This is a genomic window from Pseudomonas sp. ASL4 (assembly GCF_056680395.1).
The window spans coordinates 245,954-268,433 of sequence record NZ_CM155280.1 but is presented as its reverse complement, the minus strand read 5'-3'; the positions used below and the strand labels follow the sequence as shown (position 1 = coordinate 268,433).

Genomic DNA, 22,480 nt, shown 5'->3' with positions numbered 1-22,480 from the left:
GAGTACCTGAGCTCAGCCGTGTAGTCACACAACCAATACCAGGTACTGCTGCTCGGGTGACCGTTAATTCTGCATCGCTGCTTTTTTAGTACAACGAGCACTGCAGGGAACTTGCCAGCTCCATTGGTTACCCGAGTTTAATTTTTTTCGCAAGCAGGCTGGGGCCTGTCATCCATTATTTCCTGCGCCGCGCCGGGTCTGCTGTGCCGCAGGGCAAGGCGCGAGGAGCGTAGTTTGGTCATTCCAAATAAGCTCCGAGCAACGCAGCCCTGCGGCACAGCAGGCCCGGCCCTCCGGGTTGTGCCTGAAAGCGGGCCAGGCTGCGTTGCAAGCCTTGGAAAGGGAACAGCCATTCCCAGCGGCCTGCGCCTTGCCTGGCCCGCTTTCAGGCGACAACGCGCGCAGGAAATAATGGATGACAGGCCCAATCCTCAGCCTGACGGCAGAGCATTCAAACAGATGAAATTAGAAAATGCCCTCTAAAGAGCAAAAAGCCTGATCTAGAGCATTAGCTTGACGATGGACTGGCTTGGATCGCGGGTTTTGCCGGCGGCTTTGAGCTCGGCAAGATAATCGTTCCAGAGGTCCTCTTGGCGCACGCCCAACTGGTAGAGATATTCCCAAGTGAACAGGCCGCTGTCGTGGCCGTCATCGAAGGTCAATTTCAGTGCGTACTGACCGGCCGGTTCTACCTTGGAAAGACCTACGCCGATCTTGCCAAATTGCAGGATAGGTTTGCCGTGGCCCTGGACCTCGGCGGAAGGAGAGTGCACGCGAAGGAACTCGGCGGGCAGGTGATATTCCTCGCCGGACGCGTATTTCAGCGACAGGGTTTTCGAGGCTTTGTGCAGTTTGATGTCGGTGGGGAGTTGGGTCGTCATGGGGCCGGTCGTCCGTCTTGATGAAGGCCCTGTGTCGGCGGGTGATCCTGTGGCGAGGGAGCTTGCTCCCGCTCGGCTGCGCAGCAGTCGTAAATCCGGCGAATGCGGTCTTGCTGATAAATCGCGTTCGCCGATTTTGGGGCCGCTTCGCGACCCAGCGGGAGCAAGCTCCCTCGCCACAGAAGCCCGCTCACACAGTAGGTGACCTACAGGATATAACGGGACAGGTCTTCGTTCTGTGCCAATTCGCCGAGGTGGCTGTTGACGTACTCGGCGTCGATCAGGATCACCTTGTCGTCGTGGGCGCTGGCCAGATCACCGGCGCTGAACGACACCTCTTCCAGCAGACGCTCAAGCAGCGTGTGCAGGCGGCGGGCACCGATGTTCTCGGTCTTCTCGTTGACCTGCCAGGCGATCTCGGCGATGCGCTTGATCCCGTCCGGCTGGAACTCGATGGTCAGGCCTTCGGTTTTCAGCAGGGCGCAGTATTGCTCGGTCAGCGACGCGTGCGGCTCGCTGAGAATGCGCTCGAAGTCTTCCGGGGTCAGCGCTTTCAGCTCGACGCGAATCGGCAGGCGACCTTGCAACTCAGGCACCAGATCGCTCGGCTTGCTCAGGTGGAACGCACCGGAAGCGATGAACAGGATGTGGTCGGTCTTGACCATGCCCAGTTTGGTGTTGACGGTGCAGCCTTCGATCAGCGGCAGCAAGTCACGCTGCACGCCTTCGCGAGACACGTCGATGCCGCCGGAATTGCCGCGCTTGGCGACCTTGTCGATTTCGTCGATGAACACGATACCGTGCTGCTCGACCGCTTCCAGCGCCTTGGCCTTCAACTCTTCATCGTTGACCAGGCGACCGGCTTCTTCGTCACGCACCAGTTTCAGCGCTTCCTTGACCTTGAGCTTGCGGCTTTTCTTTTTGCCCTTGCCCATGTTGGCGAACAGGCTCTGCAACTGGTTGGTCATTTCTTCCATGCCCGGTGGCGCAGAGATATCGACGCCGGCCACTTCGGCGACTTCGATTTCGATCTCTTTGTCATCCAGCTGGCCTTCACGCAGACGCTTGCGGAACAGCTGGCGGGTGTTGGAATCAGCCGAAGGTGCGGCGTCGTCGTTGTGGAAACCCATGCGTGCCGGCGGCAGCAGGGCGTCGAGGATGCGCTCTTCAGCGGCGTCTTCGGCGCGGTGGCGAACCTTGGTCATTTCCTGTTCGCGCAGCAGCTTGATGGCGGCGTCGGCGAGGTCACGAATGATCGATTCAACATCGCGACCGACATAGCCGACTTCGGTGAACTTGGTCGCTTCGACCTTGATGAACGGCGCGTTGGCCAGTTTGGCCAGGCGACGGGCGATCTCGGTTTTACCGACACCGGTCGGGCCGATCATCAGGATGTTCTTTGGCGTTACTTCAACGCGCAGCTCTTCCGGCAGTTGCATCCGGCGCCAGCGGTTACGCAGCGCGATGGCGACGGCGCGCTTGGCATCGTCCTGGCCGATGATATGGCGATTGAGTTCGTGGACGATTTCACGGGGAGTCATGGACATAGTAATTGGCGGTCCTCTAGCAAAAGCGAGCCGTGGCGCTAGGCCGAAACAGGCTTACTCGGCGAGGTCCTGCTCCTCAATGGTGAAGGTGTGGTTGGTGAATACACAGATGTCGCCGGCGATGCCGAGCGCGGTTTCGACGATTTCCCGGGCCGACAAATCGGTTTTCTTCAGCAGGGCACTCGCGGCGGCCTGGGCGTAACCGCCACCGGAACCCATGGCGATCAGGCCTTCTTCGGGTTCAACGACGTCACCGTTGCCGGTGATGATCAGCGAGGCGTCTTTGTTGGCGACGGCGAGCATGGCTTCGAGGCGGCTGAGGGAACGGTCGGTGCGCCATTCTTTGGCGAGTTCGACGGCGGCGCGAACCAGGTGACCCTGATGTTTCTCGAGCTGGCCTTCAAAACGCTCGAACAGGGTGAAGGCGTCAGCGGTAGCCCCGGCAAAACCGGCGATGACCTGACCGTGGTACAGGCGGCGAACTTTCTTCGCGTTGCCTTTCATCACGGTATTGCCGAGAGAAACCTGGCCGTCGCCGCCCATGACGACTTTGCCGTGGCGGCGAACTGAAACGATGGTGGTCAAGGGAGAGTCTCCACGCAGCGGGGCGAAAATGCCTTATGCAAACTCATATGGGGGTGGTGGAGCGTTTTTCAACTGTAGGACGAGGCGGGGGACGAGCGGTGTGTCATCTGCGAGGAAGAGTGCAGGTGAATCCCTGTGGCGAGGGAGCTTGCTCCCGCTGGAGTGCGCAGCACTCCCAAATCCAGCCACTGCGGTATGTCAGATAGACCGCAGTGGCCTGATTACGACTGCTTCGCAGCCGGACGGGAGCAAGCTCACTCGCCACAAAGCAGGTTGTTTCTGCTGGATCAGCGGCTCTGGCGTTGTTGTAACAACAGATTGCTGAACCCGCTGCCAGCCAGTTGTTTCTGGGCCGTGGTCAGTTGTTCACGGTTGCTGAACGGCCCGACCAAAACCCGATACCAGGTTTCGTCCTTCACCGTGCCGGATTCAACCGCCACTGCCTGACCGAGCAAGATGATCTGCGCGCGAACCTTGTCGGCATCAGCCTCTTTGCGGAACGAACCGGCCTGCAAGAAGAACTTGGTCACTGGCGCCGCTTTGGAAACCGGTGGCGCTGGTGGCGGGGTAATTCCGGACAGCGCAGCCTGTGCCCGCGCGGTGTCGATCTTCGCCGCTTGTTCTGGCGTGACCGGCGTGGTCGGCACCGTCGGCACTTGTGGTGTCGGCAGGGTTTTCTCCGGCACCGCGTCCGGCGGCACGATCACTTCCGATTCCGGCAGCAAGGTATAGAAGTCGTACTTCGGCTTCACCGGTTGCGTCGGGCTCGGCGGAGTCTTGTTGGCCTCGGCGATCTTGGTGGCTTTCTGCTGCTCGATCTTCTCGCGCTTGACGCTTTCGCTGCCCTTGCCAGGCTCCAGTTTCATCAGAAACACGATAAACGCGCCGACGGTCAGGCCGATGGCCATCCACAGCCAGCCCGGGATCGGTTTCTTTGCAGGAGCGGTGTAACGACTGGCGCCACGCTTGGGTGCAGGTTTTTTCTTGGCAGCCAACTTACATACGCTCCAGAGTTTCCAGACCCAAGAGTTCCAGGCCTTGCTTGAGTGTGCGACCGGTCAGCGCGGCGAGGCGCAGACGGCTCTGCATTTGCACCGGGGTATCGGCGCTGAGGATCGGGCAGTTCTCGTAGAAGCTGGAGAACAGGCCGGCGACATCGTACAGGTAGGTGCACAAAATGTGCGGCGTCCCTTTGTCGGAAACGTTGTTCAGCACTTCGCCGAACTGCGCCAGTTTGGCCGCCAGTTCATGTTCGTGCGGTGCTTCGAGAACGATCTGGCCTTCGACTTCGCTGAAGTCCTTGCCGAGCTTGCGGAACACGCCGGCCACGCGGGTGTAGGCGTACAGCAGGTACGGCGCGGTGTTGCCTTCGAAGTTCAGCATCAGGTCGAAGTTGAAGCTGTAGTCGCTGGTGCGGTGCTTGGACAGGTCGGCGTATTTCACTGCGCCAATGCCCACGACCTTGGCGATGTTACGCAACTCGTCTTCGGCCAGCTCCGGGTTCTTCTCTTTCACCAGGGTGTAGGCGCGGTCCTTGGCTTCGGTCAGCAGATCGACCAGCTTCACGGTGCCGCCATCACGGGTCTTGAACGGACGGCCATCGGCGCCGTTCATGGTGCCGAAGCCCATGTGTTCCATGTCCATCGGGTGCGTCACGAAACCGGCGAGGCGCGCGACCTGGAACACCTGCTGGAAGTGCAGGGCCTGACGCTGGTCGACGAAGTACAACGCACGATCAGCCTTCAGTTTGCCGCTGCGATAACGCACGGCTGCCAGGTCGGTGGTGGCGTAGAGGTAGCCGCCGTCAGCCTTGACGATGATCACCGGCAGCGGGTCGCCGTCGGCGTTCTTGAATTCGTCAAGGAACACGCACTGGGCACCGTTGCTCTCGACCAGCAGACCGGCAGCCTTGAGGTCGTTGACCACGTTGATCAGGTCGTCGTTGTAGGCACTTTCGCCCATTACGTCAGCCATGGTCAGTTTGACGTTCAGTTGTTCGTAGATCGCCTGGCAGTGGGACAACGAGATATCGCGGAAGCGCGACCAGAGCGCCAGGCACTCGGCGTCGCCGGCCTGCAATTTCACCACCAGACCACGGGCGCGATCAGCAAACTCTTCGGATTCGTCGAAGCGTTGCTTGGCCGCACGGTAGAAGTTTTCCAGGTCCGACAGCTCGTCGCTGGTGATCGGGTTCTCTTGCAGGTACGCCATCAGCATGCCGAACTGGGTGCCCCAGTCGCCGACGTGGTTCTGACGGATCACGGTGTCGCCGAGGAACTCCAGCACCCGCGCCACGCCGTCGCCGATGATGGTCGAGCGCAAGTGGCCGACGTGCATCTCTTTGGCCAGGTTTGGCGCCGACAGGTCAACCACGGTGCGCTGCACCGGGCCGGCCTTGCGCACGCCGACGTTCTTGTCAGCCAGCGCCGCGTCGAGGCGCGCGGCCAAGGCCTGGGTGTTCTGGAAGAAATTCAGGAAGCCCGGGCCGGCGATTTCGGTCTTGGTGACGTTTTCGTCAGCCGGCAGCGCGGCGATGATTTTTTCTGCCAGGTCGCGCGGCTTCATGCCCGCCGGTTTGGCCAACATCATCGCGATGTTGCTGGCGAAGTCGCCGTTCTTCTTGTCGCGGGAGTTTTCCACCTGGATCGCCGGCGACAGGCCTTCAGGCAACACACCTTCGTTGACGAGTTGGGTGATGGCTTGTTGGATCAGCAGGCGAATGGTGTCTTTCATGGTGTTCTCTTTCGACCGCAAGCGCGGCGGCGCTTCGATGCGCTAGTGGAAAAACTGGGCATTATCCGTGGCCCAAGCGTGCTTGCCAACTATAGCGGGCAGGTTATGGATATGTGGTGACAAATCCACCGCCATCGCGAGCAAGCTCGCTCCCACAGTGGATCAGCGGTGTTCATGCATTGTTGGCCCACCACACCCTCCTGTGGGAGCGAGCTTGCTCGCGATGGCGATCGATCAATCAATACAAATCGACGGGATCAACATCCAAAGACCAGCGCACCGCCCGCCCACTCGGCATCTGCTCCAGCGCCAGCAACCAACTGCTGAGCAACCGATGCAACGGCGCCCGGGCCGTAGCCTGTAACAACAGCTGCGCCCGATAACGCCCGGCCCGACGCTCCATCGGTGCCGGCACCGGCCCGAGCAATTCGATACCGCTCAGATTCTGCTCGGCCAGCAATCGTTCCGCCTCGCTGCACGCCTCATCGAGAAAGCCTTCGGCCTGCCCCGGTTTGTGCGCCTCGGCCCGCAGCAGCGCGAGGTGCGCAAACGGCGGCAAACCAGCAGCGCGACGCTCGCTCAGGGCCTGTTCGGCAAAGGCGAAATAACCCTGTTCGGTCAGTTGTACCAGCAGCGGATGGTCCGCGAGGTGGGTCTGGATGATGACTCTGCCCGGCTCTTCAGCCCGCCCCGCACGGCCAGCGACCTGAACGATCAACTGCGCCATGCGCTCGCTGGCGCGGAAGTCGCCGGAGAACAGCCCGCCGTCGGCATCGAGAATCGACACCAGCGTCACCCGAGGGAAATGGTGCCCTTTGGCAAGCATTTGCGTGCCGACCAAAATGCACGGCTGGCCTTTTTGAATGGTTGCGAATAGCTGATTCATCGCGTCCTTGCGCGAGGTGCTGTCCCGATCAACCCGCAACACCGGCACGTCCGGAAACAGAATCGCCAAGCGTTCTTCGGCGCGCTCGGTGCCCGCGCCGACGGGCCGCAAATCGACCTTGCCGCATTTCGGACAGTGCCGGGGCACGCGTTCAACGTAGCCGCAATGGTGGCAACGCAGTTCGCCGGAGCGCTGGTGCACGGTCATCCGCGCATCGCAGCGTTGGCACTCGGACATCCAGCCGCAATCGTGGCAGAGCAAGGTCGGCGCAAAGCCGCGGCGGTTGAGGAAAACCAATACTTGCTGGCCGGCGGCCAAGGTCTGGCCGATGGCCTGCTGCATCGGCCCGGAAATCCCGCTATCGAGCGGGCGACTTTTCACATCCAGACGCAGGAAGCGTGGCTGCTTGGCGCCGCCAGCCCGCTCATTCAGGCGTAGGAGGCCGTAGCGGCCGGTGTAGGCGTTGTGCAGGCTTTCCAGCGAAGGCGTGGCGGAGCCGAGGACAATCGGGATGTTTTCCTGCCGGGCGCGGACCAAGGCCAGGTCGCGGGCGTGGTAGCGCAAGCCTTCCTGCTGTTTATAAGAGCCGTCGTGCTCTTCGTCGATGATGATCAGGCCGGGATTTTTCATCGGCGTGAACAGCGCCGAACGGGTGCCGATAATAATGTCGGCATCGCCGTCCCGGGCGGCGAGCCAGGCTTCCAGGCGCTCGCGATCATTGACCGCCGAGTGGATCAGCGCGATCCGGGCGTTGAAGCGCTGCTCGAAGCGCGCCAGGGTTTGCGGACCGAGGTTGATCTCCGGGATCAGCACCAGCGCTTGCTTGCCGGCCTCAAGGGTTTCGCGGATCAGTTGCAAATAGACTTCGGTCTTGCCGCTGCCGGTGACGCCAGCCAGCAGAAACGCGTGATAACTGTCGAACCCGGCACGGATCGCCTCGTAGGCGGCGCGTTGTTCCGGGTTGAGCGGCAGCTCCGGCTGGGCCAGCCAATGTTCATGACGGGCGCCGGGGGCGTGCTTGCGGATTTCCACTTGCACCAGGTCTTTGGCCAGCAACAGATCGAGGCTGTCCTTGCTCAACATCAGTTTGCTCAGCAACTGATGAGCCACGCCGTGCGGGTGTTGAGCCAGCGTCGCCAGGGCATCACGCTGGCGCGGGGCGCGGGCGATGCGCGGATCATCGAGGCTGGCGCCGGGGGCGGCAGACCAGAAGCGCTCCTGGCGTGCTTCCGCCAGTTCACCCTGGCGCAACAGCACCGGCAACGCCCAGCTCAAGGTATCTCCGAGGCTGTGCTGGTAATACTGGGACGTCCACAGGCAAAGCTTGAATAGCGCGGGTGGCAGCGGCGGCGTGGCATCGAGCAGGGCCAGGGCCGGTTTAAGCTTTTCGACCGGCACTTCGCTGGTGTCGGTGACCTCCACCAGAATCCCGATCATCTCCCGCCGGCCAAACGGCACTCGCAGGCGCATGCCCGGCTGCAACTGGGCGCGCAGGACTCCGGCCGGGGCACGGTAATCGAACAGGCGGCGCAGCGGCGAAGGCAGGGCAAGGCGCAAAATGGCGTCGGGCACGCGGGGGATTCTCTTTGGACGGGCAATAATTGAATGGCTGTGCGCATAACTTGTGGGAGCGGGCTTGCTCGCGAAAGCGTTGCGTCAGACAACGTAAATGCTGACTGACACGCCCTCTTCGCGAGCAAGCCCGCTCCCACAGGGATGGTGTTAAGTGCCGGGAGCCTAGCAGACGGTCGGTAGAAGGGACAGCTTGCGTGATTGCAAAGGTCTGGTAGAATCCGCGGCCTAATTACGTGCGGTATTCAACAATAGTGTTGAGTGGCGGCACGCTAGCCTGAGGAATACACCATGAAAGCCGATATCCATCCAGCATACGAAACCATCGAAGTAACTTGCAGCTGCGGCAACAAGTTCGAAACTCGTTCGAACCTGTGCAAGCCACTGGGTACTGACGTATGCAACGAGTGCCACCCGTTCTACACCGGTAAGCAGAAGACTCTGGATACTGGCGGCCGTGTACAGCGCTTCGCAGACCGCTTCGGTGCTTTCGGCAAGAAAGCTCCAGCTGCTGCAGAGTAAGGCTGAAGAGCCCGATGGGCTTTTCCCTGCTGTTGAAAAAGGCGTCCCTTGCGGGCGCCTTTTTTGTGTCCGCAATTTGGCTTTCCGGCGCCCAGGCCTTCTGCCCGGCGCCGAGCGGTTTGACGTCTGTCGCCGTGCAGCGAGTGGTGGACGGCGACACCCTGCGCCTGAGCGATGGCCGCAGTGTGCGGATGATCGGCTTGAATACTCCGGAACTGGGGCGCCAAGGCCGCACCGACGAACCGTTCGCCGTGGCGGCACGCAAACGCCTTGAAGCGCTGGTTGCTGCCAGCAATGACCAAGTGGGTTTGCTGCCCGGTAAAGAGGCCAAGGATCGCTACGGCCGCACCTTGGCTCACGTCTACGGTGCTGACGGCGCCAATCTCGAAGCGCAAATGCTCGCCGAAGGCCTCGGTTTTCAGGTGGCCGTGGCGCCGAATGTTGATTTGGTGGCGTGCCAACAAGCGGCGGAGCGCGCGGCCCGACAGGCTGGTCTTGGTCTGTGGCGACAGTCGCCTGTACTGAAAGCGGAGCAGATCCGCGCGTCCGGTTTCGCCGTGCTCAGTGGTCGTGTGAGCAAGGTTCAACGCAATCGCGGCGGGGTTTGGATCGAGTTGCAGGATTCGGTTGTATTGCGCGTTGCACCCAATCTGCTCGGGCAGTTCGATGTCGCCGCGCTTGAACGGCTCAAAGGCAAGCAGATCGAAGCCCGAGGCTGGGTGCTGGACCGTTCCCGCCGAGGCGGCCTTGAGGGTGGCCAAGCGCGCTGGCTGCTGCCGCTTGGCGATCCGTCGATGCTTCAAACCACCCCGCGATAAAAAATTGTAGACATTGTTAATCGGGATTGTGAACAGTAAAGCCCTTGTGTTCCGTGGCTCTTGGCCCAAAGTCGTAGGGCAGGGCGCTTGACAGGGGTGACTGGTCAGTCTTGTAGGGACTTTGCGACACGCGTATCCTCGGCGGTCCGTCTGTCCAACAGTAAAAAGCGGAATGCCCACATGTCTGATTTGAAAACTGCCGCTCTCGAATATCACGCCCATCCTCGTCCAGGGAAGCTGAGTGTCGAGCTCACCAAGGCCACCGCTACCGCTCGCGACCTGTCGCTGGCCTACAGCCCCGGCGTAGCCGAACCAGTACGCGAAATCGCCCGCGATCCTGAACTGGCCTACAAATACACCGGCAAGGGCAACCTGGTTGCAGTCATTTCCGATGGCACCGCGATTCTCGGCCTGGGTAACCTCGGCCCATTGGCTTCCAAGCCAGTGATGGAAGGTAAAGGCGTGTTGTTCAAGCGCTTCGCCGGCATCGACGTTTTCGACATCGAAGTCGACTCCGAAAGCCCGCAAGCCTTCATCGACACCGTCAAGCGTATCTCCATCACCTTCGGTGGCATCAACCTGGAAGACATCAAGGCACCTGAGTGCTTTGAGATCGAACGTGCTCTGATCGAGCAGTGCGACATTCCGGTATTCCACGATGACCAGCACGGCACCGCGATCGTTACCGCTGCCGGCATGATCAACGCCCTGGAAATCGCTGGCAAAACCCTCGCTGACGCCAAGATCGTCTGCCTGGGCGCTGGTGCGGCCGCTATCTCCTGCATGAAATTGCTGGTGAGCATGGGCGCCAACATCGAAAACATCTTCATGGTTGACCGTACCGGCGTGATCCACTCCGGCCGTGACGACCTGAACCAGTACAAAGCTGTCTTCGCTCACGCGACCGACAAGCGCACCCTGGCTGATGCCCTGACCGGTGCTGACGTGTTCGTTGGCCTGTCTGGCCCGAACCTGTTGAGCGCTGAAGGCCTGAAGTCCATGGCGGCCAACCCGATCGTGTTCGCGTGCTCCAATCCTGATCCGGAAATCGCCCCGGAACTGGCTCACGCCACCCGTGACGACGTGATCATGGCGACCGGTCGTTCGGACTACCCGAACCAGGTCAACAACGTACTGGGCTTCCCGTTCATCTTCCGCGGTGCCTTGGACGTTCGCGCCAAGCGCATCAACGAAGAAATGAAAGTGGCTGCGGCCAACGCCCTGCGTGAACTGGCCAAGCTGCCGGTTCCTCAGGAAGTGTGCGACGCCTACGGCGGCATCAAACTGGAATTCGGTCGTGAGTACATCATCCCGAAACCAATGGATGCCCGTCTGATCACCGTGATCTCCGATGCCGTGGCCAAGGCCGCCATCGAGACCGGCGTAGCAACCCTGCCGTATCCGAAGAACTACCCGCTGAAAAGCGTGGATGACGTGTTCAACGGCTAAGCTGTTGTAACGCTTCAACCGAAAGCCCCGGCTCTTATTGAGTCGGGGCTTTTTTATGCCTGTGGATTTTGTGGTGTTTGTGGGGGCCCCTTCGCGGGCAAGCCTCGCTCCTACAGGTTTAGGTCGCTCGCGATATTGCTTACGACGGAAACCTGTAGGAGCGAGGCTTGCCCGCGAAGAGGTCGGCACAGAAAACACAGATATAAAAAAGCCCCGCGCTTCTCTCGAAGGCGGGGCTTTTGCGTTGCGCTACCCGATCAGAACAAATCGATCGGTGCCGCTTCGTCCGCTGGCAGCGGGCTACCCGGCGCAGCGCCGTTGCCCAGCTCGTTCACCGACGGTGGCGTGTCTTCGGCCTTGAACAGCTCGAAGTAGGCCCCAGGTGTGCTTGGGGTGGCTGCACGGCCGCTGACCGGGTCGACCCGCAGGCTGAGGATGCCTTCCGGTTCGGCTTGCGTGTGTGGCGGCTTGCCTTTGAGCGCAGCGCCCATGTAGTTCATCCAGATCGGCAGCGCGACGGTGCCACCGAACTCCTTGCGACCCAGGCTTTCAGGCTGGTCGAAACCGGTCCAGACCGTGGTCACGTAATCGGCGTTGTAGCCGGAGAACCAGGCGTCCTTGGATTCGTTGGTGGTACCGGTCTTGCCCGCGATGTCCGGACGACCCAGGGCCAGTGCGCGGCGGCCGGTACCGAGTTTGATCACGTCCTCCAGCATGCTGTTGAGGATGAACGTGGTGCGGCCATCGACAATGCGCTCGGCCAGGGCCGGGGTTTGCGGCAGTGTGCCAGGCGCGGCCGGTGCGGCAGGCGCTTCGCCCGGGGTCGGGTTGACCGTGAACGACTGGGCGGCCGGCGCAGCTACACCGCTGGTCGCTGCATTACCTTGAGGCACCGACGGCGGGTTGGCGACGAACAACGTGTCGCCATTGCGGCTTTCGATCTTGTCGATGATGTACGGGGTGATCTTGTAGCCGCCGTTGGCGAAGGTGCTCCAGCCGGTCGCGATCTCCATTGGCGTCAGGGTCGCGGTGCCGAGGGCCAGGGACAGGTTGCGCGGCAGATCCTGCTTGTTGAAGCCGAACCGGCTGATGTAGTCGATGGTGCGATCAACGCCCAGCGCCTGCACCAGTCGGATCGACACCAGGTTACGCGACTTGTACAGCCCTTCACGCAAGCGGATCGGGCCGAGGAAGGTGTTGGTGTCGTTCTTCGGACGCCAGACCTTGTCCAGGTACTCGTCGACAAACACGATCGGCGCATCGTTCACCAGCGTGGCGGCGGTGTAGCCGTTATCCAGCGCAGCGCTATAAACGAATGGCTTGAAACTCGAACCCGGCTGACGCTTGGCTTGTAGGGCGCGGTTGTAGTTGCTCTGCTCAAAGGCGAAGCCGCCGACCAGCGAACGAATCGCGCCGTTCTGCGGATCAAGGGAGACCAGTGCGCCCTGGGCCTGCGGAATCTGGCTGAACTTCAGCGAGTTGTCCGCCTGGCGTTGTACGCGGATCAAGTCACCGACCTGAGCCACATCCGACGGCTGTTTCGGGTTGGCGCCCATGCTGTTGGTGTTCAGGAATGGCCGTGCCCACTTCATGCTGTCCCAGCCAACGTGCTCGTCGCCGGTGCGGGTCATCACTTGCAGACCGTTTTTGTCGATCTGGGTGACGATAGCCGGCTCAAGGCTGCTGATGGTGCGCTGCTTGGTCAGTTCGGTGGCCCAGGCTTCACGAGTCTTGCCCGGCAGGCGCGACTCAGGACCGCGGTAGCCGTGACGCTGGTCGTAGGTCATCAAGCCTTCGTGGACTGCGGTGTTGGCCATTTCCTGCAAGTTGCTCGGCACGGTAGTCGTGACGCGGAAACCTTCGGTGTAGGCGTCGCTGCCATAACGGCCGACCATTTCGGCGCGGGCCATTTCAGCGATGTACGGCGCGTTCACTTCCGGAGTCGGCACGTGATAGCTGGCGTTCAGCGGTTCGTTGATCGCGGTGGTGTAGTCGGCTTCGGTGATTTTTCCGAGCTTGTACATGCGCCCCAGGATCCAGTCGCGACGCTCCTTGCTGCGGGCCGGGTTGGCCAGCGGGTTGAAGCGCGACGGGGCTTTTGGCAGGCCGGCGATCATCGCCATCTGCGCCAGGCTCACATCACGAATCGATTTGCCGTAGTAGACCTGCGCCGCCGCCTCGATGCCGTAGGCGCGGTTACCCAGATAGATCTTGTTGACGTACAACTCAAGGATCTCGTCCTTGGTCAGTTGCCGTTCGATTTGCAGGGCTAGCAGGATTTCAGTGGTTTTGCGCGAGAAGCTGCGTTCGCTGCTCAGGAAGAAGTTCTTCGCCACTTGCATGGTGATGGTGCTGCCGCCGGACTGGATGTGTCCGCTTTTAACCAGTTGGGTCGCGGCACGCATCAGGCTGCTGGGGTCGACACCATAGTGGTTGGCGAAATTGTCGTCTTCAGCACTTAGTAACGCATTGATGAAATTGGGGGGAATGTCGGCGAAACGGATTGGAGTCCGGCGCATTTCGCCAAATTCTGCAATCAACTTGTTGTCGCTGCTGTATACCCGTAGAGGAATCTGCAACTGAATGCTTCTCAGCGCCTCCACGGATGGCAAACCCGGACTAAGGTAAAGATAGGCGCCACTGAGACCTAAAAGCAGTCCGCAGAAAACGGCGACGATGGACCAACCGAAAAATTTCAGCAGACGAATCAAGGCTTTTGGACATCCAGGGCAAAGAATGAATTTGGCATCAGGGTCTCGGCTACACAGAGAACGACCCGCGCCGGCAGTAAAAGCGGAAAAAAACGCTGGGCATTATAAGCATTTTTCCGCAGGGAGCGTTATTTGCGCTTCTGTCAAGAAGGGGTGATTGAACGCAACACACATTACAGAGTCCGTAACTCACGGATAGTCATAGGGAATTGGTAGTGCTAGGACTCTTCAATAAAAAGACCAAAACGGTCTTGGGGATCGACATCAGCTCCACGTCGGTGAAGCTTTTGGAGCTGAGCCGCCAGGGCGACCGTTATCGGGTCGAGGCTTATGCGGTTGAACCGCTGCCGCCCAGCGCCGTGGTCGAGAAAAACATCGCCGAGCTCGAAGGTGTGGGCCAGGCACTGTCGCGTGTGCTGCTCAAGGCCCGGACCAGTATCCGCAACGTGGCCGTGGCCGTGGCCGGGTCGGCGGTGATCACCAAGACCATCGAGATGGACGCCGGGCTCTCCGACGACGAGATGGAGAACCAGCTCAAGATCGAGGCCGATCAATACATCCCTTATCCATTGGACGAAGTCGCCATCGACTTCGAAGTCCAGGGCCCATCGGCGCGAAACCCCGAGCGGGTCAATGTGCTGCTGGCCGCCTGTCGCAAAGAAAACGTCGAAGTCCGTGAAGCCGCTCTGGCCTTGGCCGGGCTGACCGCCAAAGTGGTCGACGTCGAGGCCTACGCCCTCGAACGTTCCTTTGGTCTGCTGGTAACCCAACTCGCTTCCAACCAAGAGCGCCCGACCGTCGCGGTGGTGGACATCGGCGCGACCATGACCACCCTGAGCGTGCTGCACAACGGCCGGATCATCTACACCCGCGAACAATTGTTCGGCGGTCGCCAGCTCACCGAAGAAATCCAGCGCCGTTACGGGCTGACCCTCGAACAGGCCGGGCTGGCCAAAAAACAGGGCGGCTTGCCCGACGACTACGTCAGCGAGGTGTTGCAGCCCTTTCGCGAGGCCTTGGTGCAGCAGGTGTCTCGTTCATTGCAGTTTTTCTTTGCGTCCGGTCAGTACAACTCGGTCGACAATATCCTGCTGGCCGGCGGCACCGCCTCGGTCCCCGGGCTCGACCGGCTGATCGAACAGCGGCTGGGGACGCCGACCCAGGTCGCCAACCCCTTTGCCGATATGGCACTGAGCAGCAAGGTCAACGCCGGCGCCCTGGCCAGTGATGCCCCGGCCTTGATGATTGCCTGCGGTCTGGCCCTCAGGAGTTTCGACTGATGGCGCGGATCAACCTTTTACCCTGGCGCGAAGAACTGCGCGAAGAACGCCGCAAGCGTTTTCTGCTGACGCTGGCGGGTGTGCTGGTCGGCTCGGTGGGTTTGCTCCTGATTGCCGATCAGGTCATCAGCAGCGCCATTGATCAACAAGTGGCCCGTAACGATTACCTGGGCAAACAGATTGCCGTGGTCGATGAGCGAATCAAGCAAATCAGTGACCTCAAGGCCCGTCGCCAGCAATTGGTGGAGCGCATGCGCATCATCCAGGACCTGCAAGGTAACCGGCAGATCAGCGGGCGAATTTTCGACCAGTTGGCGCGAACGCTGCCGGACGGGGTGTACTTCACCGAAGTAAAACTGAGCGGCAAAACCCTGGCTATTACCGGCGCGGCAGAGTCGAACAACAAAGTATCGGAGTTGATGCGCAATCTGGAGGCCTCCGACTGGTTCGACGCGCCGAGTCTGACCGAGGTCAAGGCGACGACCGCCGGTCAGCTGGACCAGGCCAACGTTTTTCAGCTGACCGTCCATCAGACTCAGCCTGCCTCGATGGAGGTCGCTAAATGAGGCCATCCGAATGGTTCGAAGGGCTGCGCAAGATCGACATCAACGATCTGGACACCAACAACATGGGTTCCTGGCCGCCGGCCATCAAGGCGCTGGCGGGTATTCTGCTGATGGTTATGGTTCTGGGGCTGGGCTACTACTTTTACATCAGTGACCTGGAAGATCAGCTCGATCTCAAGCGCACGGAAGAATCGACGCTCAAGGACCAATTCGCCAGCAAGGCCAGCATGGCGGCGAACCTTGAGCTCTACACCCAGCAGATGAAAGAGATGGAGAACTCCTTCGGCGTGCTGTTGCGGCAATTGCCCAGCGACACCGAAGTGCCCGGTCTACTGGAGGACATCACCCGCACCGGCCTGGGCAGTGGCCTAGAGTTCGAAGAGATCAAGTTGCTGCCGGAAGTCACCCAGCAGTTCTACATCGAGTTGCCGATCCAGATCACCGTGACCGGCGCCTACCACGACCTGGCGACGTTCGTCAGTGGCGTGGCGGGGTTGCCGCGAATCGTCACGCTGCATGACTTCGACCTTGCGCCGGCCAATCCCGAAGGTGGTGCGAAGCTGCGCATGAGCATCCTCGCCAAGACCTACCGCTACAACGACAAGGGGCTGCAAAAATGACCCCGTTTCGTTGTTTATCCATGGGTGTGTTGCTGGCGAGCCTGGCCGGGTGCGGCGGTGACAATGGCTTCAGCGACCTCGACGCGTACATGAACGAAGTGCGTCTGCATCCAGCCGGCAAGATTGAACCAACGCCGACATTCCGGTCTTCCCCCACATTCACCTACAGCGCCGCCAGCCTGCGCAGTCCGTTTTCACGGCAGGTCAGAGTCGACATGGCCGGTCAAAAGCACGGTTCGCGTAACGTCAAACCTGACCTTAATCGGGTCAAGCAGTACCTCGAAGGATTCAACATCGAGCAGTTTGAAATGGTCGGCACGATCTCCAATGCCAGCGGTTCCTTTGCGCTGCTGCGTGGGGCGGGTGGTGTGCATCGGTTGAAAGTCGGCGATTACCTGGGGCGTAACGATGGGCGGATCGTCGCCATCAGCGGCTCGCAGGTCGATGTGGTCGAAATCGTTCCCGATGGCGAAGGCGCCTGGCTGGAACGGCCGCGGACCATCCCTTTGAAAGAGCACTCATAGTGGAACTCGAACAATGAACAGGATTTTCTCAACCTTCGGTATTTCGCTATGGATAGCGCTGCTGTCGCCGATGGTACTAGCGGCCAACCTCAATACGCTGGATGTCGCAGCACTGCCGGGTGACCGCGTCGAGTTGAAGTTGACCTTCGACGGTCCGCCACCTCCGCCCCACGGTTACACCACAGAACAACCGGCGCGAATTGCACTGGATCTGCCGGGCGTGGTCAGCAAACTGGCGAGCAAAAATCGTGAGCTGGGTGGCGGCAACGCGCGCAGTGCCACGGTGGTGGAGGCCAAGGACCGCACGCGACTGATCATCAACCTGACCCAACTGACGCCCTATAGCACCCGGGTTGCCGGCAACACGCTGTTCGTGGTCATCGGGCAAGGCGCCAACGGCGCGGCGGCCAAACCGGTCGCCAGCGCACCGCGCGTCGCCACTGCCAAACCGGCTCCCGCAAAAACCTACGCACCCGTGAGCAAGGCTATTCGGGGCGTGGACTTTCAGCGCGGTACCCAGGGCGAAGGCAATGTGGTGATCGATCTATCGGATCCGACCATCGCCCCGGACATTCAAGAGCGAGAAGGCAAGATCATCCTCGGTTTCGCCAGGACCCAGTTGCCCGAGCCGTTGCGCGTGCGGCTGGACGTCAAGGACTTCGCCACCCCGGTGCAGTTCGTCAACGCCGCTGCCACCGGCGACCGCGCCACGATCAGCATCGAGCCTGTCGGCGCTTATGAGTATTCGACCTACCAGACCGACAATAAGCTGACCGTCAGCATCCGGGCGGTGACCGCCGACGACTTGCAGAAGCGTAACGCCGAGCGCTTTGCGTATACCGGTGAAAAGCTTTCGCTGAATTTCCAGGACATCGACGTGCGCTCGGTGCTGCAGCTGATCGCCGACTTCACCAACCTCAACCTGGTGGCCAGTGACACGGTGCAGGGTGGGATCACCTTGCGTCTGCAGAACGTGCCGTGGGATCAGGCGCTGGACCTGGTACTGAAAACCAAAGACTTAGACAAGCGTAAGATCGGTAACGTACTCCTTGTGGCTCCCGCCTCTGAAATCGCGTCTCGTGAGCGTCAGGAGTTGGAGTCGCAAAAACAGATCGCGGAACTGGCCCCGCTGCGTCGTGAGTTGCTGCAGGTCAACTACGCCAAGGCGAAGGACATCGCTGAGCTGTTCAAGTCAGTGACCAACAAGCAGTCGGGAATGGAGGAGCGGGGTTCGATCACCGTCGACGACCGGACCAACAACATCATCGCCTACCAGACCCAGGATCGCCTCGACGAGCTTCGCCGCATCGTTGCGCAATTGGATATCCCGGTGCGTCAGGTGATGATCGAAGCGCGGATCGTCGAAGCCAATGTTGATTACGACAAGCAGTTGGGTGTTCGTTGGGGCGGAAGCAAGACCGGTGGCAACTGGACGGGGTCGGGTGGCTCTCCCAATCTCGCCACGCCGACGGGTCAAAGCACCAGCAAACCCTTTGTTGATCTGGGGGCGCCAGGAGCCACGTCCGGGATCGGGATTTCATTTATCACGGACAATACACTGTTGGACCTTGAATTGAGTGCCATGGAAAAAACCGGCAACGGTGAAGTGGTTTCACAGCCCAAAGTCGTAACCGCCGACAAGGAAACGGCGAAGATCCTCAAAGGTACTGAAATTCCGTATCAGGAATCCAGTTCCAGTGGCGCGACAACGGTGACGTTCAAGCCGGCAGTCCTCTCGCTGGAAGTGACCCCGCAGATTACCCCGGACAACCGCATCATCATGGAGGTCAAGGTCACCAAGGATCAGCCGGATTACGCAAACGCGGTCCTTGGACAGCCGCCTATAAACAAAAACGAAGTCAATGCCAAGGTCCTGATCAATGACGGCGAGACCATCGTCATCGGCGGGGTTTTCTCAAATACTCAGAGCAAGGTTATAGATAAGGTGCCATTTCTCGGCGATGTGCCGTATCTTGGCCGCCTTTTCCGGCGTGACGTGGTTTCGGAGAAAAAATCCGAGCTGCTGGTATTTCTCACTCCGCGTATCATGAATAACCAGGCGATTGCTGTGAGTCGTTGATTCTGTGCGAAATTTGATTCTTGTAGGACCGATGGGGGCTGGTAAAAGCACCATCGGCCGGTTGCTGGCCAAAGAGCTGCGCCTGCCATTCAAAGATTCCGACAAGGAAATTGAATTGCGCACGGGCGCCAATATCCCGTGGATCTTCGATAAGGAAGGCGAACCCGGCTTTCGTGATCGCGAGCAAGCGATGATCGAGGAGCTGTGCGCGTGCGACGGCGTGGTACTGGCGACCGGCGGCGGTGCAGTCATGCGCGAAGCCAATCGTCGGGCCCTGCATGCCGGGGGGCGTGTGGTTTATCTCCACGCATCCGTCGAGCAGCAAGTCGGCCGCACCGCCCGTGACCGCAATCGTCCGCTGTTGCGCACCGCCGATCCGGCCAAGACCCTTCGGGACTTGCTGGCGATCCGCGATCCGCTTTATCGGGAAATCGCCGATCTGGTGGTTGAAACCGATGAGCGGCCACCGCGAATGGTGGTGCTCGACATCCTCGAACGCTTGCAGCAGCTACCTCCCCGTTAAAGCGCAGCGCGAAATGCGCTATCCTCGGCGTCCTGTCATGGCCGCTCAAGGTTGTGGCGGATGGCTATCAACCGGCGTCATGCCAGCAGATGCCGCGGACATTGGTTAACTCAAGGCAGGACGCCTGATTCCATCTTCACTGTGGGGACACATGCAGACACTCAAGGTCGATCTAGGCGAGCGCAGCTACCCGATTCATATTGGCGAAGGTTTGTTGGATCAGCCCGAGTTGCTGGCCCCGCACGTTCGCGGGCGGCAAGTGGCAATCATCTCCAACGAGACTGTGGCACCGCTCTATCTCGAACGTCTGACCAAAAGCCTCGCACAGTTCTCGGTCGTCTCGGTGGTATTGCCCGATGGCGAAGCCTTCAAGACCTGGGAAACCCTGCAATTGATTTTCGACGGTCTGCTGACCGCCCGGCACGACCGCCGCACCACAGTGATCGCCCTCGGTGGCGGCGTGATTGGTGACATGGCCGGTTTTGCAGCGGCCTGCTACCAGCGCGGCGTCGATTTCATCCAGGTGCCGACCACATTGCTGTCGCAAGTCGACTCGTCGGTGGGCGGCAAGACCGGCATCAACCATCCGCTGGGCAAGAACATGGTCGGCGCCTTCTATCAGCCCAATGTGGTGCTGATCGATACCGCCACCCTCAATACTTTGCCGGCTCGCGAACTGTCTGCGGGCCTGGCGGAAGTCATCAAATACGGGTTGATCTGCGACGAGCCGTTCCTCACCTGGCTTGAAGAAAACGTCGATCGCCTGCGCGCCCTGGATCAGGTGGCCCTGACTTATGCGATCGAACGCTCCTGCGCGGCCAAGGCAGCGGTGGTCGGTGCCGACGAAAAGGAAACCGGCGTGCGCGCCACGCTGAACCTGGGGCACACCTTCGGCCACGCCATCGAAACCCACATGGGCTATGGTGTGTGGTTACACGGTGAAGCGGTGGCTGCTGGCACCGTAATGGCGCTGGAAATGTCTGCACGCCTGGGCTGGATCAGCGAGCAAGAGCGAGATCGCGGTATTCGCCTGTTCCAGCGTGCCGGCCTGCCGGTCATCCCGCCTGAAGAGATGACTGAAGCCGATTTTCTCGAACACATGGCAATTGACAAGAAAGTGATCGACGGTCGTTTGCGCCTGGTGCTGCTGCGCCAAATAGGCGAAGCAGTGGTGACCGACGATTATCCGAAAGAGGTTCTACAGGCCACGCTGGGAGCGGATTACCGCGCCCTGGCTCAGCTTAAAGGTTAATAAGATCCCGATGACTAGTTTGCATGCCGACGAGGCTTTCCTCGGCCATTACCAGTTAAGTCATGACCCTTTTGCTCCACGGGTGCCTGGCTTCAAATTTTTCCCGGCCCAGCGCAAACCGGTGCTGGGACAACTGCATCACCTGGCCCGTTACAGCCAGTTGCTGCTGGTGGTCACCGGCCCGCAAGGCAGCGGCAAGACTCTGTTGCGTCAAGCCCTGGTGGCCAGCACCAACAAGCAGTCCGTGCAAAGCGTGGTGGTTTCCGCCCGTGGCGCCGGCGATGCCGCCGGTGTATTGCGTCAGGTCGCCCAAGCGCTGAACGTGGCCCAGGCTGAGGTCGGCGCGATTCTGGCCCAAGTGGTTCAGCTTGCCCTCACCGGGCAGGAAGTCTACTTGCTGGTGGATGACGCCGAGCAGCTCGACGAATCCGCACTCGAGGCCTTGATGGCCCTGGCGGCCGGTGCACCGGAAGGTCGCCCGCACGTGTTCCTGTTCGGTGAATCGTCGCTGATCGCTCAACTGGAGGCGCTGAGCCTTGAGGAAGAGCGCTTCCACGTCATCGAATTGCAGCCTTACACCGAAGAAGAAACTCGCGAATATCTAGACCAGCGGCTCGAAGGCGCCGGTCGGGGTATCGAACTTTTTACCGCGGATCAGATCTCTGATATTCACGAAAGCTCCGACGGTTGGCCTGGCAACATCAACCAGGTCGCCCGCGATGCGATGATCGAAGCCATGATTGCCAGCCGCACAGCGGTGAAGCGTCCAAGTATGGGGTTCAACATGCCGAAGAAACACGTATTGGCGATTTCTGCCGTAGTCGTGGTCGCGGTAGCCGCCGCCTGGTTGATGCCGGGCCGCAGCAAGACACCGACCACCGGCGCACCGGCCAACGAACAGGCTCAGCTGCCACTGGGCACGCCAAAACCGAACGCCGCCGGAGGTGCTCCATCCGTGGAGTTCGCCGGTAACACGCAGCCGATGCCGTTGCCGCTGGTCGGCCAGTCGCAACCGGTCATGCGCAGCCCGCTGGCCGAAGCGGCCGGTGGCATCACTGAGGGCGACGACGGCGTGCCGGTCGAAGGCTCCAGCGCTACACCGCCGACCGTGACCACTATCGCGCCGCCTACGGGCATCCAGCCGGGTCCTGCGCCGACGCCTGCCGCCAAGCCTGTGCCTGCTGTCAAACCGGCTCCGGCACCGACTCAGGTCGCTACTGCCAAGCCAGCGCCTGCCCCCGTGGCCAAACCGGCGCCAGCGCCTGCCAAGCCTGTGGTTGCTGCCAAACCTGCCGAGAAGCCGGTTGCCGTGGCCAAGGCCGCCGGTAGCGGCTGGTACGCCGGGCAAGCGCCGGGCAACTACGTGGTGCAGATTCTCGGCACCAGCTCCGAAGCCTCTGCGCAAACCTTCGTCAAGGAGCAGGGCGGCGAGTACCGTTATTTCAAGAAAGTCCTCAACGGCAAACCGCTTTACGTCATCACCTACGGCAGCTTCGCCAACCGCGATGCAGCTGTTACCGCTATCAAGGCCTTGCCAGCGAAGGTTCAGGCTGGTAAACCTTGGCCTCGCTCCGTCGCCAGCGTCCAACAGGAACTGGCAACAGCTCGCTGAAGATTCGGCGGCCTTACCCAGGCCGCCTCTCCCGGCACCTCAAAATTTCTACAAGCGCATGCCGCCTCTACAGGCCGCGTGCCTTGTGGTGTCTGCGTCACAGTAGTCTTTGAGTCGTTGCGGTCAACATTAAAAATGTTTTGACTAGCACAGCAGATCGCTTTAAACCTTTCACAAATGCGACATAGATTTGCGACAGATCGTCGTCAAATTTGTGAGCCCCTGTGTCGGTGTGTACAATGACCTCCCTTTTGCTCCCGCAAAGCCGACGTACGTTCGGCGTGGGCGGCAAGTGGTTGAATTGAAAAGAAATTTGCCT

The 22,480-nt window shown here is 60.5% G+C and carries 18 protein-coding genes; 11 read left to right on the top strand and 7 right to left on the bottom strand.

The window, feature by feature from the left end; translation table 11 throughout:
• Positions 1 to 500 precede the first annotated feature (500 nt).
• The 6 genes from AC1MEW_RS01115 to AC1MEW_RS01090 form a co-directional block, all read right to left on the bottom strand.
• Positions 501 to 881, bottom strand: a complete 381-nt coding sequence (locus AC1MEW_RS01115) for a gamma-butyrobetaine hydroxylase family protein (protein WP_201199928.1) — start codon at positions 879 to 881, stop codon at positions 501 to 503.
• 206 nt (positions 882 to 1,087) lie between these two features.
• Positions 1,088 to 2,428, bottom strand: coding sequence for an ATP-dependent protease ATPase subunit HslU (hslU, locus tag AC1MEW_RS01110; RefSeq protein ID WP_201199930.1), 1,341 nt, complete (start codon positions 2,426 to 2,428; stop codon positions 1,088 to 1,090).
• 54 nt (positions 2,429 to 2,482) lie between these two features.
• Positions 2,483 to 3,013, bottom strand: coding sequence for an ATP-dependent protease subunit HslV (hslV, locus tag AC1MEW_RS01105; protein ID WP_007899242.1), 531 nt, complete (start codon positions 3,011 to 3,013; stop codon positions 2,483 to 2,485).
• 287 nt (positions 3,014 to 3,300) lie between these two features.
• Complete coding sequence (locus AC1MEW_RS01100) at positions 3,301 to 4,008, bottom strand: SPOR domain-containing protein (RefSeq protein ID WP_201199932.1); 708 nt, start codon at positions 4,006 to 4,008, stop codon at positions 3,301 to 3,303.
• A gap of 1 nt (position 4,009) precedes the next feature.
• Positions 4,010 to 5,746: an arginine--tRNA ligase gene (gene argS, locus AC1MEW_RS01095; protein WP_322270297.1), complete on the bottom strand. Its 1,737-nt coding sequence runs from the start codon at positions 5,744 to 5,746 to the stop codon at positions 4,010 to 4,012.
• Positions 5,747 to 5,984: 238 nt separating this feature from the next.
• The gene (locus AC1MEW_RS01090) at positions 5,985 to 8,204 is read right to left on the bottom strand and encodes a primosomal protein N' (RefSeq protein WP_201199934.1); all 2,220 of its coding nucleotides are present in this window, start codon (positions 8,202 to 8,204) and stop codon (positions 5,985 to 5,987) included.
• Between the two features lie 291 nt (positions 8,205 to 8,495).
• Here AC1MEW_RS01090 and rpmE point away from each other — a divergent pair, with 291 nt between their 5' ends.
• From rpmE to AC1MEW_RS01075, 3 genes are all read left to right on the top strand, one after another.
• Complete coding sequence (rpmE, locus tag AC1MEW_RS01085; protein WP_008080648.1) at positions 8,496 to 8,726, top strand: 50S ribosomal protein L31; 231 nt, start codon at positions 8,496 to 8,498, stop codon at positions 8,724 to 8,726.
• 14 nt (positions 8,727 to 8,740) lie between these two features.
• Positions 8,741 to 9,544, top strand: coding sequence for a thermonuclease family protein (locus AC1MEW_RS01080; RefSeq protein ID WP_480425200.1), 804 nt, complete (start codon positions 8,741 to 8,743; stop codon positions 9,542 to 9,544).
• Positions 9,545 to 9,724: 180 nt separating this feature from the next.
• Positions 9,725 to 10,993, top strand: a complete 1,269-nt coding sequence (locus AC1MEW_RS01075) for a malic enzyme-like NAD(P)-binding protein (RefSeq protein ID WP_010464435.1) — start codon at positions 9,725 to 9,727, stop codon at positions 10,991 to 10,993.
• A 257-nt stretch (positions 10,994 to 11,250) separates the two neighbouring features.
• Here AC1MEW_RS01075 and AC1MEW_RS01070 read toward each other — a convergent pair whose 3' ends face one another.
• Positions 11,251 to 13,704 carry a penicillin-binding protein 1A gene (locus tag AC1MEW_RS01070; protein WP_480425198.1) on the bottom strand — a complete coding sequence of 818 codons (2,454 nt, stop codon included), beginning with the start codon at positions 13,702 to 13,704 and terminating at the stop codon, positions 11,251 to 11,253.
• 215 nt (positions 13,705 to 13,919) lie between these two features.
• On the opposite strand from AC1MEW_RS01070, the gene AC1MEW_RS01065 reads away from it, so the two are divergent.
• The 8 genes from AC1MEW_RS01065 (at position 13,920) to AC1MEW_RS01030 (ending at position 22,161) form a co-directional block, all read left to right on the top strand.
• Entirely contained in the window at positions 13,920 to 14,984 is a 1,065-nt protein-coding gene (locus AC1MEW_RS01065) for a type IV pilus assembly protein PilM (RefSeq protein WP_201199940.1), read from the top strand.
• A complete protein-coding gene (locus AC1MEW_RS01060) occupies positions 14,984 to 15,550 on the top strand; it encodes a PilN domain-containing protein (protein ID WP_480425197.1) in 567 nt (188 codons plus the stop codon). Before AC1MEW_RS01065 ends, AC1MEW_RS01060 begins: the two co-directional genes overlap by 1 nt.
• A complete protein-coding gene (gene pilO, locus AC1MEW_RS01055) occupies positions 15,547 to 16,170 on the top strand; it encodes a type 4a pilus biogenesis protein PilO (protein ID WP_480425196.1) in 624 nt (207 codons plus the stop codon). Before AC1MEW_RS01060 ends, pilO begins: the two co-directional genes overlap by 4 nt.
• Positions 16,167 to 16,694 carry a pilus assembly protein PilP gene (locus AC1MEW_RS01050; RefSeq protein ID WP_480425194.1) on the top strand — a complete coding sequence of 176 codons (528 nt, stop codon included), beginning with the start codon at positions 16,167 to 16,169 and terminating at the stop codon, positions 16,692 to 16,694. The genes pilO and AC1MEW_RS01050 overlap by 4 nt, the downstream gene beginning before the upstream one ends.
• 13 nt (positions 16,695 to 16,707) lie before the next feature.
• Positions 16,708 to 18,774: a type IV pilus secretin PilQ gene (locus AC1MEW_RS01045; protein ID WP_480425193.1), complete on the top strand. Its 2,067-nt coding sequence runs from the start codon at positions 16,708 to 16,710 to the stop codon at positions 18,772 to 18,774.
• A gap of 4 nt (positions 18,775 to 18,778) precedes the next feature.
• Complete coding sequence (gene aroK / locus AC1MEW_RS01040; protein WP_201192108.1) at positions 18,779 to 19,297, top strand: shikimate kinase AroK; 519 nt, start codon at positions 18,779 to 18,781, stop codon at positions 19,295 to 19,297.
• Between the two features lie 151 nt (positions 19,298 to 19,448).
• Positions 19,449 to 20,549 carry a 3-dehydroquinate synthase gene (gene aroB, locus AC1MEW_RS01035; protein ID WP_201199948.1) on the top strand — a complete coding sequence of 367 codons (1,101 nt, stop codon included), beginning with the start codon at positions 19,449 to 19,451 and terminating at the stop codon, positions 20,547 to 20,549.
• Between the two features lie 10 nt (positions 20,550 to 20,559).
• Entirely contained in the window at positions 20,560 to 22,161 is a 1,602-nt protein-coding gene (locus AC1MEW_RS01030) for an SPOR domain-containing protein (protein WP_201199950.1), read from the top strand.
• The last annotated feature ends 319 nt before the right edge of the window (positions 22,162 to 22,480 follow it).

Bases quoted from the DNA above. Each gene is read 5' to 3' on its own strand.
- AC1MEW_RS01115 (WP_201199928.1), bottom strand. From the start codon at position 881: ATGACGACCCAACTCCCCACCGACATCAAACTGCACAAAGCCTCGAAA.
- AC1MEW_RS01050 (WP_480425194.1), top strand. From the start codon at position 16,167: ATGACCCCGTTTCGTTGTTTATCCATGGGTGTGTTGCTGGCGAGCCTG.
- pilO (WP_480425196.1), top strand. From the start codon at position 15,547: ATGAGGCCATCCGAATGGTTCGAAGGGCTGCGCAAGATCGACATCAAC.
- AC1MEW_RS01075 (WP_010464435.1), top strand. From the start codon at position 9,725: ATGTCTGATTTGAAAACTGCCGCTCTCGAATATCACGCCCATCCTCGT.
- aroB (WP_201199948.1), top strand. From the start codon at position 19,449: ATGCAGACACTCAAGGTCGATCTAGGCGAGCGCAGCTACCCGATTCAT.
- AC1MEW_RS01030 (WP_201199950.1), top strand. From the start codon at position 20,560: ATGACTAGTTTGCATGCCGACGAGGCTTTCCTCGGCCATTACCAGTTA.
- argS (WP_322270297.1), bottom strand. From the start codon at position 5,746: ATGAAAGACACCATTCGCCTGCTGATCCAACAAGCCATCACCCAACTC.
- AC1MEW_RS01045 (WP_480425193.1), top strand. From the start codon at position 16,708: ATGAACAGGATTTTCTCAACCTTCGGTATTTCGCTATGGATAGCGCTG.
- AC1MEW_RS01080 (WP_480425200.1), top strand. From the start codon at position 8,741: ATGGGCTTTTCCCTGCTGTTGAAAAAGGCGTCCCTTGCGGGCGCCTTT.
- AC1MEW_RS01060 (WP_480425197.1), top strand. From the start codon at position 14,984: ATGGCGCGGATCAACCTTTTACCCTGGCGCGAAGAACTGCGCGAAGAA.
- hslU (WP_201199930.1), bottom strand. From the start codon at position 2,428: ATGTCCATGACTCCCCGTGAAATCGTCCACGAACTCAATCGCCATATC.
- rpmE (WP_008080648.1), top strand. From the start codon at position 8,496: ATGAAAGCCGATATCCATCCAGCATACGAAACCATCGAAGTAACTTGC.